This is a genomic window from Sphingomonas sp. MM-1 (genome assembly GCF_000347675.2).
GTDB lineage: Bacteria > Pseudomonadota > Alphaproteobacteria > Sphingomonadales > Sphingomonadaceae > Sphingomonas_E > Sphingomonas_E fennica.
The window spans coordinates 957,632-972,250 of record NC_020561.1 but is presented as its reverse complement, the minus strand read 5'-3'; the positions used below and the strand labels follow the sequence as shown (position 1 = coordinate 972,250).

16 protein-coding genes and 1 pseudogene are annotated in these 14,619 nt (G+C 68.3%); 4 read left to right on the top strand and 13 right to left on the bottom strand.

The window, feature by feature from the left end; all coding sequences use genetic code 11:
• Positions 1 to 42: 42 nt before the first annotated feature.
• Entirely contained in the window at positions 43 to 1,200 is a 1,158-nt protein-coding gene (locus tag G432_RS04695; RefSeq protein WP_015457673.1) for an LLM class flavin-dependent oxidoreductase, read from the bottom strand.
• A 153-nt stretch (positions 1,201 to 1,353) separates the two neighbouring features.
• On the opposite strand from G432_RS04695, the gene G432_RS04690 reads away from it, so the two are divergent.
• Positions 1,354 to 2,388, top strand: a complete 1,035-nt coding sequence (locus G432_RS04690) for a zinc-dependent alcohol dehydrogenase (RefSeq protein ID WP_015457672.1) — start codon at positions 1,354 to 1,356, stop codon at positions 2,386 to 2,388.
• A complete protein-coding gene (locus tag G432_RS04685; protein ID WP_015457671.1) occupies positions 2,385 to 3,635 on the top strand; it encodes an MFS transporter in 1,251 nt (416 codons plus the stop codon). Before G432_RS04690 ends, G432_RS04685 begins: the two co-directional genes overlap by 4 nt.
• A gap of 182 nt (positions 3,636 to 3,817) precedes the next feature.
• Here G432_RS04685 and G432_RS04680 read toward each other — a convergent pair whose 3' ends face one another.
• The 9 genes from G432_RS04680 to folK form a co-directional block, all read right to left on the bottom strand.
• A complete protein-coding gene (locus tag G432_RS04680) occupies positions 3,818 to 4,543 on the bottom strand; it encodes an SDR family NAD(P)-dependent oxidoreductase (protein ID WP_015457670.1) in 726 nt (241 codons plus the stop codon).
• Between the two features lie 5 nt (positions 4,544 to 4,548).
• Positions 4,549 to 5,292: an SDR family NAD(P)-dependent oxidoreductase gene (locus G432_RS04675; RefSeq protein WP_015457669.1), complete on the bottom strand. Its 744-nt coding sequence runs from the start codon at positions 5,290 to 5,292 to the stop codon at positions 4,549 to 4,551.
• Between the two features lie 21 nt (positions 5,293 to 5,313).
• Positions 5,314 to 7,446, bottom strand: a complete 2,133-nt coding sequence (locus G432_RS04670) for an FAD-dependent oxidoreductase (RefSeq protein ID WP_015457668.1) — start codon at positions 7,444 to 7,446, stop codon at positions 5,314 to 5,316.
• Between the two features lie 45 nt (positions 7,447 to 7,491).
• Positions 7,492 to 7,935, bottom strand: coding sequence for a nuclear transport factor 2 family protein (locus G432_RS04665; protein WP_015457667.1), 444 nt, complete (start codon positions 7,933 to 7,935; stop codon positions 7,492 to 7,494).
• Positions 7,932 to 9,167, bottom strand: coding sequence for a TetR/AcrR family transcriptional regulator (locus G432_RS22020; protein WP_051128702.1), 1,236 nt, complete (start codon positions 9,165 to 9,167; stop codon positions 7,932 to 7,934). Before G432_RS22020 ends, G432_RS04665 begins: the two co-directional genes overlap by 4 nt.
• 43 nt (positions 9,168 to 9,210) lie before the next feature.
• The gene (locus G432_RS04650) at positions 9,211 to 9,576 is read right to left on the bottom strand and encodes a nuclear transport factor 2 family protein (RefSeq protein WP_015457665.1); all 366 of its coding nucleotides are present in this window, start codon (positions 9,574 to 9,576) and stop codon (positions 9,211 to 9,213) included.
• Between the two features lie 84 nt (positions 9,577 to 9,660).
• On the bottom strand, positions 9,661 to 10,446 hold the full coding sequence (locus tag G432_RS04645) for an SDR family oxidoreductase (protein ID WP_015457664.1): 786 nt from the start codon (positions 10,444 to 10,446) through the stop codon (positions 9,661 to 9,663).
• Between the two features lie 233 nt (positions 10,447 to 10,679).
• Positions 10,680 to 10,991, bottom strand: coding sequence for a hypothetical protein (locus G432_RS04640; protein WP_144061985.1), 312 nt, complete (start codon positions 10,989 to 10,991; stop codon positions 10,680 to 10,682).
• A 425-nt stretch (positions 10,992 to 11,416) separates the two neighbouring features.
• Entirely contained in the window at positions 11,417 to 11,911 is a 495-nt protein-coding gene (gene folK / locus G432_RS04635) for a 2-amino-4-hydroxy-6-hydroxymethyldihydropteridine diphosphokinase (protein ID WP_015457662.1), read from the bottom strand.
• A 23-nt stretch (positions 11,912 to 11,934) separates the two neighbouring features.
• Between folK and G432_RS04630 the strand changes: the two genes are divergently transcribed.
• The gene (locus G432_RS04630) at positions 11,935 to 12,612 is read left to right on the top strand and encodes a uracil-DNA glycosylase (protein WP_041864791.1); all 678 of its coding nucleotides are present in this window, start codon (positions 11,935 to 11,937) and stop codon (positions 12,610 to 12,612) included.
• A gap of 116 nt (positions 12,613 to 12,728) precedes the next feature.
• On the opposite strand, the gene G432_RS04625 is transcribed toward G432_RS04630, so the two are convergent.
• A complete protein-coding gene (locus G432_RS04625) occupies positions 12,729 to 13,037 on the bottom strand; it encodes an endonuclease domain-containing protein (protein ID WP_236626891.1) in 309 nt (102 codons plus the stop codon).
• Between the two features lie 409 nt (positions 13,038 to 13,446).
• Positions 13,447 to 13,653, bottom strand: a complete 207-nt coding sequence (locus G432_RS04620) for a hypothetical protein (RefSeq protein WP_015457660.1) — start codon at positions 13,651 to 13,653, stop codon at positions 13,447 to 13,449.
• 77 nt (positions 13,654 to 13,730) lie between these two features.
• On the opposite strand from G432_RS04620, the pseudogene G432_RS04615 reads away from it, so the two are divergent.
• Positions 13,731 to 13,877: pseudogene (locus G432_RS04615) on the top strand (transposase); the annotation flags it as partial.
• 280 nt (positions 13,878 to 14,157) lie between these two features.
• Here the strand turns inward: G432_RS04615 and G432_RS04610 are convergent.
• Complete coding sequence (locus G432_RS04610; protein WP_015457658.1) at positions 14,158 to 14,616, bottom strand: GNAT family N-acetyltransferase; 459 nt, start codon at positions 14,614 to 14,616, stop codon at positions 14,158 to 14,160.
• Positions 14,617 to 14,619 lie beyond the last annotated feature (3 nt).

The following is a 14,619-nucleotide window of genomic DNA, read 5'->3' as shown; positions in this document are numbered from 1 at the left end:
GCCGCCCGGCCGCCGCCACCTCGGCTCCGGTCCGGCCGGCGTTCAGGCCGCCTCGCCGGCGGTTTCGGCCGCATGCTGGGCGAACGCCTTCTGGTTGGCGGTCATGATCGTCTCGATGAAGTCGTCGCGCTTCTCGCGGCACCAGTCGAAGCTCCTGACCCGCGCCTGGTTGTCGCCGTTGATTTCCGGCAGGACGTAGCGGGCGAACATCTCCAGCGACCGGCGGAGATGGTGCGGCGCGGACCAGTTCTTCTCCAGCAGCAGCAGGCAGCCGAAATCGGGCACCTTCTCCTCCAGCCGGCGGATCTGGGCGATGGCATCGTCCGGCGTGCCGACGACGATCTCCTGCCGCTCGATCAGGTCCTCCAGCGTCAGGTGCGCGGGCGAATCGGGCAGCTGCTCGGACTGGTTCTTGATATATTGCAGATAGCGTTCGTAACCGGCGCGGACCTGGTCCATCGCCTTGTCGCGGGTTTCGGCGATATGCATCTCCGTCGCGCAGCGGAGGCGCGAGGGGGACATGGTGCGGCCCAGCTTCGCCGAGCTTTCCTGCGCGATCTGCCAGTTGATCGATAGCGCGTCGAAGCCCTGATACATGGTGGAGGCGAGGCAGAGCATGCCCGCATCATATTTGGCGGCGAGCTTGCCGCCATTGGGCGAGAAGGTGCTCGCCACGCACAGCTCGAGGTCGCGATTATAGGGGAGAAGCTGGCAATGCGCGTCGCGCAGGTCATACCAGCTCGTCTTTTCCGTCACCCATTCGCCGGCCAGCAGGCGGGTGACGACGCTCAGCCCCTCGTCCAGCTTGCGGCGCGAGTCGGTGGCGTCGAGGCCCAGCATGTGCGCGTCCGACACCAGCAGGCCGGGGCCGGCGCCGAAGATCAGGCGGCCGAAGCTCAGATGATCGAGCTGGGCGATGCGGTTCGCCGTCATCAGCGGGTTGTGATAGGGCAGCGATACCACGCCGGTGCCCAGGCGGATGCGCTTGGTGCGCTGGGCGGCGGCGGCGATCATCAGTTCGGGCGAGGCCGAAAGCTCGTAGCCGCCGCTATGGTGCTCGCCATACCAGAATTCGTCGAAGCCGAGATTCTCGACATCCACCGCAAGCTGGAGGTCGCGTTCCAGCGCCAGCGTGGGATTTTCGTCCAGCGGATGGAAGGGCGCCAGGAAAATCCCCGCCCGCAGCTTCACCTTGCGCATCTCTCGTCCCCTCGATGATTCCTTTTGGTTCCTGTGGACGATATTAATTACGTTACACACTGTAAATATAATTTGCCGGCATGATCGGGATGTGAAAATCTGCCGGTCCGAGGAAGGCCGCCCGCAGAAGGCGGCGAGGGATGGAGAGAGCCCTTGAAGGCAGCCGATTTCACCGCGCCCGGCCATATCGGGATGCGGAGCGACGCGACCCCGCCCATGCCCGCGCCGGGCGAGGTGATCGTCGCGGTGGAGGCATGCGGCATCTGCGGATCGGATCTGCACATGTATCGTAACGACAGCTATCGCGACCGGCTGACCCGGCGGACGCCCGAAGGCTATACGGTGCCGGGTCACGAATTCGCCGGCCGCATCGCGGCGCTGGGCGAGGGCGTCGAGGGCTGGCAGCTCGGCCAGCGCGTGGTGGGCGTGACGGGGCTGGGCGGCGGCATGGCCGATCGGGTGGCGGTGCCGGCCAATCCCTATCAGCTCGTCGCGATGCCGGATGGCGTGAGCTTCGCCGAGGCCGCGACCACCGAGCCCATGGCCGATGGCTTGCAGATGGTGCGCAAGGCGGCGATCCGCGATGGCGAGAATGTCGCGGTGTTCGGCGTCGGCATCATCGGGTTGGGCGTGATCCAGGCGATCCGCGCGCGCGGCGTTCCGGTGGGGCGGATCGTCGCCATCGACGTGCAGCAGGCGCGGCTGGACAAGGCGCTGGAAATCGGCGCGACCGATATCGTCAACCCGCGCGACGGCGATGTCTTCGCCCAGGTCGCGGCGGTCTGCGGCACCGAGGAGGGGTATCGCGGCATTTCCGCCAATATCGGCGTGGTGTTCGACTGCGCCGGCTATATCGCCCACATGGCCGGCCCGCCGCCTCTGGAGACGGCGCTGCGCCTGATCGCGCTCCGGGACGGGCGGATCATCTGCTTCGGCGGATTCGAAGGGGCGATGACCATCGACATGGGGCCGATCATCCAGAAGGAGCCGGCGATCCTGGGATCGAACGGCTATGCGCCCGAGGAGCTGGTGGAGGCGCTGGAGCTGATGCGCAGCGGCGCCGTCGATCGCCGCACGCTGATATCGCACCGCCTGCCGCTGTCCGCGATCGGCGAGGCGTTCGAAACGCAGTGCCGGCCGGATGCGGTGAAGGTGATGCTGGAGATCGGGCCGGAGGCGGCGGCGTGAGCGGGCCGGCCCCGCATTTTTCCGGCGGGCGGATGGTGGCGATCGCCTTCATCGCCCAGAATCTGGCGGTGGGGCCGACTTATGGCGCCTTCGGGCCGCTGCTCCACGAGTTCGAACGCACCTACGGCATGTCGCGGGCGATGGTCTCGCTGCCCTTGTCGCTGGTGGTGCTGGCGGGCGGGCTGATGGCGCCGATCATCGGCGCGCTGATCGGCCGGCTCACCATCCGCTACACGCTGATGCTGGGGGCGGTCCTGCTCGCCGCCGGCTATGTCGCGCTGGCGCTCGCCCCCTCGGGCATCGCCGTGCTGGCGATATACGGGCTGATGATCGGGCCGGGCATCGCCATGATGGGGATGCTGCCCAACGCCACCCTCGTCACCAACTGGTATGCCGAACGGCAGGGGGTGATGCTGGGCATCGTCAACATGCCGCTGATGGTGATGGCGGTGCCGCTCGCCACCGCCTGGGCGCTGCCTTATCTGGGCCTGAAGGGCGTGCTGATCGCGCTGGCGGCGCTGCACGCCGCGATCCTGCCGCTGCTGTGGCTGGTGATCGACCGGCCGGAAGCGATCGGCGAGCGCCCTTATGGCGCGGACGGGCCGATCGCCGCCGCGCAGGCCGCCGCCGCCCGGCCGGTGCCGATGCTGTCGCTGCTGGTGATGCCGGTATTCCTGCTGACGGTGGTGGGATCGGGCCTCGCGGTGGGCGCGGGCGTGACGAAGATGGTCCACCTCGTCCCCCTCGTCACCGAACGGGGCTGGACGCTGGAGCAGGCGGCGCTGCTTTCGGCCATATCCGGCGGCACGGGCATCGCCGGATCGCTGTTGTTCGGCTGGCTGGCGGATCGCTTCGGCGGCGGCGCGGCGCTGATCCTGAATTGCGTGGTGCAGGCGGCGGTGTGGATGATCCTGATCCTGCCGGTGGGCTATGGCGTTTTGATCCTCGACGCGGTCGTCATCGGCATGTGCGGCGGCGGCTTCATCACCGCCAAGTCGGTGCTGGTGAACCATCTGTTCGGCCGCGCCGCCTTCGCCCGCGTCATGGGCCTGTCCGGCCTGCTCACCGTGCCCTTCCTGTTCGGCATGGCGCCGCTGGCCGGCTGGCTGCGCGACGTGACGGGCAATTACGGCCTCGCCGTGGGCGCGCACATGGCAGGCTTCGCGATCGCCGCCGCCTGCTTCGCGCTCGCCGCCTTCGCCATCGGCCGCGAGCGGCGCGGGGCGGTGGCGGCGGAGGCCGTTTGAGGGGCGGGCAACGTCCCTTCGTCGGGGCACCCCCTTCGCGCTGGTCGATGCGGAGGTCGCCCGTCCGGCGCGCCCCGGCCCCAAAAACCTCGTCATTCCCGCGAAGGCGGGAATGACGAAGAAGGGAACGAGGGGCCGCCGCCATCACCCCGCGCTTGCGCTTGCGGCCCCGGTTCCGCCCCTCACGCCTCCGCGATCATATAGCCGCCGCTGGCGACCAGGCATTCGCCGGTGATGAAGGCGGCGGCCGGGCTGGCGAGGAACAGGACCGGCCCCGCAATGTCCTGCGGATCGCCCCAGCGGCCGAGCGCAATGCGGGCGGCGGTGGCGGGGCCGTAGGCGGGGTCGTCCGCATAGCGTTCCGTCATCGGCGTGCGCACCGGGCCGGGGGCGACGGCGTTGATGCGGATGCGCCCGCCCCAGCCCTGCGCCAGCGATTTCGTCAGCAGCAGCAGCCCGGCCTTGGCGGCGCTGTAGCCGGGGAAGATCGAATTGCCGAACACCGCCATCATCGATGCGATCGACACCACCGCGCCGCCGCCGGGCATGTCGCTCGCCTCCAGCAGCGAGGCGAGGCCGGTGGTGAGGCGATGGACGCCGGTGAGGTTGGTCTGGACGGCGGCGGCGAAATCCTCCGGATGGCCGGTGGCGCCGGCATTGTTGACGAGGATATCGAGCCGGTCGATCGAGGCGATCAGCGCATCGGTGCTGGCGGCATCGCCCAGCAGGAAGCGGCGATATTCGCCGGGTGGCGGATCGGCATAATCGCCGGCCGAAGGGCGGGTGCCGGTGGCGATCACCTCCGCCCCCGCATCGGCGAAGGCCCGCGCGATCGCCGCGCCGATGCCGCTGGTGGCGCCGGTCACGAGCACGCGCCGGCAGGAAAAGTCGAAGCTGACGGCCGCCATCGCCCTTACCCCGCCGTCTGCCCGGCATCGACCGGCAGCGCGATGCCGGTGATCTTGCGCGCGTCGTCGGATGCGAGGAAGGCGACGGCGGCCGCCACGTCCTCCGGCTCGCACAGATCGCCCAGCTTGGGCGAATTGCGCATCACCAGCGCCATGTCGACGCCGTCGGGCAGGGCGACGCTGCCGTGCATCGCCGTCTTCACGCCGGTCGGGCAGATGGCGTTCACGCGCACGCCGGCGGCGGCGAATTCGATCGCCAGCGATTTGGTGAGCGCGACCACGCCGGCCTTCGCCGCGCAATAGGCGGTGGTGTAGGGGATGCCGACCAGGCCGGCGGCGGAGGACATGTTGACGATCGTCCCCCGGCTTTCGACCAGATGGGGCATGGCCGCTCGGCTCAGGTGCCACACGCCGGAAAGGTTGATGCGCAGCATCCGTTCCCAGCGGTCGTCCTCGAAATCGGCCATCGGCCCCCAGTCCATGATGCCGGCGATGTTGGCGAGGATGTCGATCCGCCCGGCCGCCGCGATCGCCTGCGCCACGAGATCGCGGCAGGATTGCGTATCGCCCGCGTCGAAGGCGATCGGGATGCCGCCGGTTTCGGCCGCCACCGGATCGAGCGCGGCGCGGTTGAGATCGGCGAGGATCAGGCTCGCGCCATCCTCCGCCAGCCGCACCGCCGTGGCCCGGCCGATCCCCGATGCCGCCCCGGTTACGAGCGCGACCTTGCCTGCAAGCCTTCCAGCCATGATCGATATCCTCCCTGTTCTTCAGATGTTGGCGGCGATTTCGGCGGCGTCCTGCATGGCGCCTTCGATATAGCCGACGCCGGTGCAGTCGCCGGCGGTGTGGACGGTGAAGCCGGTGGCGCGAAGATCGCCCGCCAGCGCGGTGTCCCCGGTGGCGCCCTTGGCGACGATCACCTGATCGGCGGCGATGGTGCGTTCCTGCCCGTTGGGATTGGCATAGCGCACGCGGCCTTCGAGGATGGCGATGTCATGCGCCTCGGGCAGCAGGGTGACGCCCAGCTCCTTCAGCTCGTCGAGCACGCGCCAGCGGCGGACGACCTGCAGGCCGGCGCCGAACTTGGCGGCGTCGTCCAGCACCGTCACCTTGCGGCCGCGCTTGGCGAGGAACTCCGCCAGCTCCAGCCCGACAAGCTCGCCGCCGATGATGGCGATGCGTTCGCCGAACGGCATCCACCAGTTGCTGGCGGCGCGGATGAAGCCGGGCCGGGCGGTAAGGCCGGTCAGCGCGCCCAGCTTCATCGCGGTGCGCGTCGTCCGGTCGGTCTTGCCGGCCAGCGTGTCGAGGTCCTGCCCCAGCATCAGCCGCCGCATGTCGTCGCCGGAAAAGACGTGCGGCAGATCGGCGCCGGGGATGGCGGGCATGTCCCGCCGGGCGCCGGTGGCGACGATCACCTCCTCCACGCCCAGCGACCGCAGCAGCTCCGGCGTGGCGACGGTGTTGAGGCGGACCGTCACGGGCGATGCCGCCAGCTCATGCTTCAGCCAGGCGACGATGCGCTCGTTGGGGGCGTAGGCGATCGAGGCGAAGCGGGCGGTGCCGCCCAGCGTGGACGTCGCCTCGAACAGGGTCACGCGGTGGCCGCGCTTCGCCAGCCGGCGGGCGCTTTCCATGCCGGCCGGGCCGCCGCCGATCACGGCGATGTGGCGGGGGTTTTCCGTCGGCGTCAGCGCGCGTTCGCGTTCGAAGCCGGTTTCGGGGTTCACCGCGCACTTCACCGGGCGGCTGAAGAAGATCTGGCTGATGCAGGTGTAGCAATAGATGCAGGGGCGCACGCTCGCGGCCTTGCCGGCGGCCAGCTTGGCGGGGAGGTGCGGGTCCGCCAGCAGCTTGCGCCCCATGGTCACGAAATCGATCTTGCCTTCGACGATGAAGCGATCGGCGTCCGCGGGCTCGATCCGGCCGGGGCAGATCACCGGCACGCCGGCCGCGGCCCGGATGCGGGCGGCGGCGGGGACGAAGCCGTTGCGGATATCGGTGGCGTGGCCGGTGGAATAAGTGGCGCCCCGGCCGGGATGGCCGTCGGCCGAAACATGGATCGCATCCGCGCCGGCGGCGGCGGCGAGGCGCGCGGTTTCGGCCGCGTCCTCCACGGTGATGCCGCCGTCGATCAGGAAATGCTGGCTGTCGATGCGCGGCCATACCGGCACGTCCGGCCCCACGGCGCGCTTCACGCCCCGGATGATATCGCAGAGCAGGCGGGCGCGGTTCTCGATCGATCCGCCATAATCATCGGTGCGGCGGTTGATCAGCGGGTTGAGGAAGGAGGAGATGAGATAGCCGTGGCCGGCATGCAGCTCGATCGCGTCCACGCCCGCCGATACCGCGCGAACGGCGGCGGCGGCGAACATCTGGACGAGTTCCTCGATATCCTGCGTGGTCATCACGCGATACCGTATCTCCCCCATCGCGGCCATCGGCGCGGTGAAGATGCGATATTCGTCCTCCAGGAAACCGTCCATCATGTCGCCGCTGTCCTTGCCGATCAGCGGCTCGGATGGCGTCCATAGCGGGCGGCCGTCGCGCATGTCGTTCATCGCGACGAGGCCGGCATGCTGCAGCTGCATGGCAAGCTTGGCGCCATGGGCGTGCAGCTCCTCCGCCAGCCTGGCCACGCCGGGGATGTGGCGATCGTGCGATATCGCCTCGTTGCGCCAGTTGCCCGAACCTTCGGGATAGCCGATCGATACCGATCCCATGGTGATTAGCGCCGCGCCGCCCTTGGCGCGCTCCACATAATAAGTGCGCAGGCGATCGCCGGTGATGCCGTCCTCGTCGGCCAGGTTGGAACCCATCGGCGTCATGAAGATGCGGTTGCGGAGCCGGAGCCCGCCGATCCGGCCGGGCTGGAGCAGATGGGGGAATGTTTGCGCCATAGCCGGCGATCCTCTCAGATTTTCTATTCTCTATTTTGTCGGGCGTCAGGCGGCGGGTGCGGCTTCGTCCCGCCATTGGGCGCCGGGGGCGAGCGTGCGGGCGATCACCTCCGGGTTCAGATATTCGCGCCAGCGGCTGATGCGCCCGCCCTCGAACCAGACGACCGCGACATAGGCGTTCTCATAAGGCCGGCCGGTCGGCAGATAGGTGCTGTGCGAGCTATATTCGGCGACGAGCCTGTCGGGATCGGCCATCTCGTGGATGGCGGCGATGCGATAGGCATAAGGCGCGAAATCGGCCCAGCTCGCCTCCAGATTCTCGCGGAACCAGCGGGCGCCGCGGGCCTCCGTCGGAAAACCGGCCATCGGCGGGAAGGGCCATTCCAGCAGCACGTCCTCGGCAAGGCAGGCCTGGAAGCCGTCGAAATCCTTGGTGCCGAGCGCTTCGAGCATCCGCACGAACAGCGCGCGGTTGGCGGGGCTTGTCATTCCTCTACTCCATCGGAAAACGGGGGCGGGCCGAACAGGGCGGCCAGATGATCGTCGGCGGCGCGATCGGCCCAGTGGCGGCGCCCGGCCGGCGGCAGGCAGATGGCGCGCTCCACGATCGCGGCGGTGACGGCGACCCACAGGGCGGCATCGATCGCATCGACGCCATGGATGCCGCGCATCGCCAGCCAGCGTTCGGCCATGCCTTCGCGCAGGTGGCGGACGCTGTCGGCAAGGCCGCCGGGGCCGGCGCCGCCCAGGTCTGGATTGCGGACGAGCGCCGCGCCCACGGCGTGGATCAGCGCCAGCTCGGTGCGCAGGTCGCCCGAAGGGGTGAAGACGATCTCGCTCAGATAATGGCGGGGCGGGGCGGGGCCGAGGATCACCGCGTCGATGCCGCGCCAGCGCAGGTCGTCGAAGGCGTCGACGATCATCGCCTGCCTGTCGCCATAGGCGTTGCTCACGGTGCCCACGGCCACGCCCGCGCGCGCGGCGATGTTGCGATGGGTGAGGTTGCCGACGCCCGCCTCGCCGATCAGCGCGATCACCGCCTCGATGATGCGCTGGCGGCCGGGCGGATGATCGGGCCGGGCAGGCGGGGTGCGGGCGGGCGCGACGGCGGGGGCTGTGCGCAGCGGGCGGCGGGCGATCCTGTCGCCCGCGCGGGCGACGAGATCGACGATCAGCGCGTCGCGCACGATCGGGTCCACCTCCAGCGCGGCGATCGAGATCGCGCCCTCCAGGATCACGCTCCAGATCGGCCCCGTCTCGCCCGCGCCGTCGCCGGTGCCGGTCACGGCGGACCAGAAACGGACCACGCGGCTCCAGTCGGCCTCGCGGTCGCCCAGCGCCAGATCGCCGCGCAGCGCCGCGCGGTTCAGTTCCTGCAAGGCCACCAGCGCGGCGCGATGGTCGCGCAGGAAGGCGATGGCGGTGGCGGCGGCCAGCGCTTCGGCCGAAAGGCCGTTGCCGCGCCCGTCGGCCGAAGCCGCGCGGGCATCCGCCATCCATTCCGCGATGGCCTCGGTCATCGCCGAATGGGCGGCGGCCAGCAGACCCTCCCGATTGGCGAAATGGTAGATCACGGCGGAAGGGGCGACGCCGGCCGCCGCTGCCACGCCGCGCACGGTGACGCCGGCCGCGCCGGCCTCCGCGCAGAGGTTGGCGGCGGCGCGCGCGATGGCGCCGGCGGCATTGTGCCCCGCCGCCGTCATGGCCGGCCGGCCGGCCATCAGCGCAGGCCGGCCGTCGACGGGGCCATGGCCGGCCGCGCGATCACCAGAAGGACCGCAGCGAGGCGATCCTGCCGCCCGGCGACGCCTTGTAGATGTTGATCGCGCGGGTGGCGTGGCGGCTGCCATCCTTCATGGTGATGTGCAGGGTCAGCGACACCGCCGCCTCGTCGCCCCGCGCCACCAGGTGATGGATCTCGAAATCCAGCGATTCCTGCAGCCCCATGAACATGTCGTAGAAACGGGCGATCGCCTCGCGTCCCTTCTGTCCTTCGCCGGCCGGGTCCCAGTCGCAGGGGCCGACCGGGTCCTGCACCACGGCATCCTCCTCGAACAGGGCCAGCCAGCCCGCGCGATCCTGCGCCTTCACGGCCGAAAGCGATGCGATCGGCATATCCTCGACGTTCATGCTCTCTCTCCTGCCATTGCGGCGCCCTTGCCGGCGCCCTCATTGCCCGGCCGGCGCCGACGCCAGCCGGGGGAACGGGAAGGATCAGGGCGCCATCCACTCGCCGCCGTTGATGTCGAGCACCGCGCCCGTCACCATGCGTGTATAGTCGGATACGAACATCAGCACCGAACGGGCGCATTCCTCCTCCGGCGGGATCACGCCCAGCGGGATGCGGGCGGCAACGCCCTTGACGATGTCCTCCTCCGAAATGCCCTGATGCTGGGCCATGCCCTTGATCGCGTTGCGCACCGGCTCGCCCCACAGCCAGCCCATGCGCGTGCTGTTCACCCGGATGTTGTGGCGGCCGTAATCCGCCGCGATCTGGCGGGTCAGCGTGGTGAGCGCGCCCTTGGCGACGGCGTAGGAGGGCGATCCGCCCGGCAGCGGCTTCAGGGACTGCATCGTCGCGACGTTGACGATCGCGCCGCCGCCCTGCGCCTTCATGTGCGGCAGCACCGCCTGCGCCATCCGCGCGCTGCCCATGCAGGCGACGTCGATCACCGACGCCCAGGATTCGAGGTCGCCGTCATCGAACAGGCCGTTCTCGCCCGCCGCATAGGCGCTGTTGACGAGGCCGTCGATCCCGCCGAAGGCGGCCGCCGCCGCATTGGCCAGCGCATCGCAATCGGCGCGCTTGGAAACGTCCGTCACCTGCGCCACGGCCTCGCCGCCGGCGGCGCGGATTTCCTTGGCGACCCCTTCCAGGAAGGCGCCGTTGCGCGCGCCGATCGCCACCTTCGCCCCTTCGGCGGCGGCGATGCGCGCCATCGCCTGGCCCATGCCCGGCCCCACGCCCGTGATGACGATCACCTTGTCCTTCAGCAGCATAGCCTCATCCTTTTTTCTGATCCTTGCGGAGCCGGTATGCCATCGCCCCGATTCCGCGATTAATTGAACATATGATCAATCGATGGGCAAGCGGGCATGGCGGATGGAGCGGCGGTGCGGCCGCATGCGTGGCTCGATTTCGATAGTCCGCGCCAACGGCGCGCCGCGCGAGGTGAACGATTGATCGCTGCTCGCGGCCTGTGCCGGAGCGCGCCCGGCCTACGCCGGAAAGGTCAGAGCGCTTTCACCGGGATGATGCGCACGTCGCTCCACAGCGGAAGGCCCGAAAGGACATGCGCGCTCCGGCGGGCGGTGCCGAAATCGCCGGACCAGCGCAGCGCCTGCCACTTCCTGCGGCGCACCGTGCTCAGGTAGATCGGCGCCTCATCCACGTCGTTGGCGCAGCGCGGCAGGGCGCGCGCCGGCTTGCGATCCCCCGGCGAGGTGCCGTGCGGCATGGCGATGACGAGATAGGCATAGGAATGCCGCGTGCTGAACCGGCAGAATATCTGCTGATCGAACTTCGCGAGATTCGTATACGCCATTTCGCCTGTCACCATTTCCGTTTCGGTCGTGCGATGCACGATCCGGCGCCTCGCCTGGGCCTGCCCGAGCCTGCGGGAAGGCGGTGACCCGATGTCCCGTGCTTCCCGTCGCCGGAGCGAAAGCCGAAAAAGAGAGCGCCGCCGGGCGCTCCCAAGGGATCGCGTGTCCGATCGTGCCGGACGTGATCTCCTTAATCGATAAGGCGGATTTCGCTTAGTTAAATTGTGTAAAATCGATCGCGCGGAAGGTGATTTGAAAGGACATTATTCAGGAGAAATGAAAAGCCTGTTTTATAGTTAACACGAAATCATATGATTAATCCCGAAGTATCATCGCGATATGGTTCGCGTTCAGGAAAATTCTATTTGCCGATCGTCAATCTTGGCAATGATCGGCCGCCTTCATCTTTATGTCCGGCCGGAAGTCAGCGGAGGCGCGCCCGCATCTGGCGGACGGTGCGGCCGTTAAGCGGGTGGCGCCAGCCGGGGGCCACCCGCAGCAGCGGATCGAGCACGAAGGCGCGGGCGGCGAAGGCGCGATGCGGCACCGCCAGCCGGCCCGGTCCGGCCCGGCGCGGAAAGGGCGGCCAGCTGCCGCCCGACCAGAGGATGATGTCGAGGTCCAGCACGCGGGCGCCCCAGCGCCGGCCGGGGCGGCGGCCGAAGGCGCGCTCGATGCGCTTGAGCAGCGTCAGCAATGCGGGAGGGGCGAGGTCGCTCTCGACGATCGCGGCGGCATTGGCGAAGCCGCGCCCCGCCGGGCCGACCGCGGGCGTGGCGATGATGGGGGAGCGGGCGATCACGCGCACGCCGGCCTGCTCCAGCGCGTCGAGCGCGGCCGCGATCACGCGGGGCGGCGGCCCGTGGCGGCCGTGGCGGCGGTTCGATCCCAGGGCGATGGCATAGCTTGTGCGCGGCATCCGCCTGCGCCTATCGCAGCGCGATGACCAATCCCAGCCCAAACGAACCGCCGGCCGCGCCGGGGCATGATTGCCCGCTCTGCCCCCGCCTCGCCGCCTTCCGCGAAGCGCAGCGCGCCGAGCATCCCGACTGGTTCAACGCGCCGGTGCCGGATTTCGGCGACCGGGAAGGCCGGCTGGCCATCGTCGGGCTGGCGCCGGGCCTGTGGGGCGCCAACCGCACCGGCCGCCCCTTCACCGGCGATTATGCCGGCGGGCTGCTCTATGCGACGCTGGCGAAATATGGGCTGGCGGAGGGCGAGTTCGCCGGCCGCGCGGACGACGGGCTGGCGCTGAAAGGCGCCGTCATCGCCAACGCCGTGCGCTGCGTGCCGCCGGAAAACAAGCCGACGCCGGAGGAGATCAAGACCTGCCGGCGCTTCCTGGAACCGGACCTGAAGGCGCTGCCCAATCTCCGGGTGGTGGTGGCGCTCGGCCAGATCGCCCACCAGTCCGCGATCAAGGCGCTGGGCGGCAAGCTGCCCAAATATCGCTTCGCCCACGGCGCGGAGCATCGCCTGCCGAGCGGCATGCTGCTGATCGATAGCTACCACTGCTCCCGCTACAACCAGAATACCGGGCGGCTGACGCCCGAGATGTTCGAGGCGGTGTTCGCGCGCGCGGTGGAACTGGCGGACGGCAGCGCACCGCAAATGCGCTGAAGGCGCATCCGCGGAACGCTCCAGGCCGCGCGGACGAATTCCGATGGTGATCGACTGTCGGGTTTCGGGAGGCGCCTAACGGCCTGCGGATGACCGGAATGTCGGGGAAGCGGACGTCAGCGCTTTTTCCTCCCCTCCCTGAAAGGGAGGGGTTGGGGGTGGGTTCCGCCGAGGCACTCGGCGGTTCTGGCGAGGATCGCCTCCACTACGCCGTCAGGATTGGCCAGCACCTCGCCATTCCAGAATCGCAGAACGACCCAGCCTTGATCCGCGAGAAACTGGTCACGTCGCGCGTCATAATCATGGGCGTCGAGATGCTGGCTGCCATCGCACTCGATCGCCAGCCCAGCCGACCGGCATGCAATATCCAGAATATAGGGTCCAACAACCAACTGCCGGGTGAAACGTGGGCGATAGCGCGACAGTCGCCGTCAGAGGAGGCGTTCAGGCTCCGTCTGGCTGTTGCGCAAGGCCCGTGCATTGGCCGTCATATGTTCGGGGACGCGCCGCATAGCGCAACGTTATCGAGGCGCGCTGCGCGCGCCAACCCACCCCCAACCCCTCCCTTTCAGGGAGGGGAGGAAGGTCCGCAATGCCATCGCACCCTGACAGGCAGGATTTCGGCCGAATCCCCGGAAAGCTGCCGGTCAGGTATCGCAAGCTGAACGTGGGAAATGCGGCGGCTTTCAATGATGGCTCTGTCGAAGGAAACGGACGGCAATCAGAGCCCTCTCCCGCTTTCGCGAAAGGTTGGGTGAGGAGCTTTGCCGGCCTAATTCCCGCCAGTCCGAAATCGGGATGTCGCCGCAAGCCTAGGCAGCATGGACAAATTGGCTACAGCGCCAACTTCCAGATCAGGTGGCCTATGATGAAGTAGGTTGCGATGATGCCAATAGCCGCAAGAGAGCCTGTAAAGCCGGAAACGACTGTGCTGCGGAACCATCCACGCCCTGAAGCGAGCAGGCGCCTTTGCACGATTGCGTTTGTCATGGCTGCCGAGAGCACCGCGACGATCATAACGAGGATTGTCAGCACTTCCATGTAACCATGCTCGCACGGAACTGGGCTTTCGACAAATGATTGCCGCACGGGTTAGCGATTGACGTGGCACAGCACTCTACAAGCAGCGCAACCGCATCGAGCGCATGTTCGGTCACCTCAAGATCAATCGCGCCGTCGCCACCCGCTACGATCAACTGGCCAACAGCTTCCTCGGCATGGTCCATATCGCAAGATACTGGCTCAAATTTGTCCACGCTGCCTAGGGAGGACCGAAAAGTCGGGGTGATCGGACATTCCAGCTTTTGCGAACGTGCTCAATGCCAATCATGGAACACACAGTAGATCCAACCGATGAATGCCAAAAACAAAAGCACGAAAGCCATTATTGCAGCTACGAATCCGAAGCGGCGGGCGGAGCGATCATCGTAAGGCATCCGTTAAAATAACGAACGAAGAAGTGACCGCCAAGTCGGCGAGTCCCGACAGACAGCAATTGGATCGAAAACTCCAACAGCGGCCGTGATCCGAATCTGTCCGCGCCGCTTAGGCCGGGAATTCGAGCTTCAGGAACTGGTTGTGCGGGCTCGGCCGGTAATCGGCGAAGGCCTCGCAGGAAACGAAACCGGCGCTGCGGTAGAGCGCGACGGCGGGGGCGTGCAGGGGCGCCGTCCCGGTTTCCAGGCTGAGCCGGGTGTAGCGGCGTGCGCGCGCCTCGGCGATGATATGGTTCAGCATCGCGCGGCCGATGCCGGTGCCGCGCGCGGCTGGCGCGGCGCGCATCGACTTCACCTCGCCATGGGCGGCGTCCAGTTGCTTCAGTGCCGCGAAGCCGGCCAGCGCGTCGCCCCGCCAGGCGGTCCAGAAGGTGACGTCCGGCGCCGACAGGCCGGTCGCATCCAGCGCGAAGGCATGTTCGGCCATCACCCCGCGCAATTCCCGAAGATGGTGCGCCAGCAGGTCCGCGACGTGCGGCGCCGTCGGATCGTCCCGCCTGATCTTCATTGC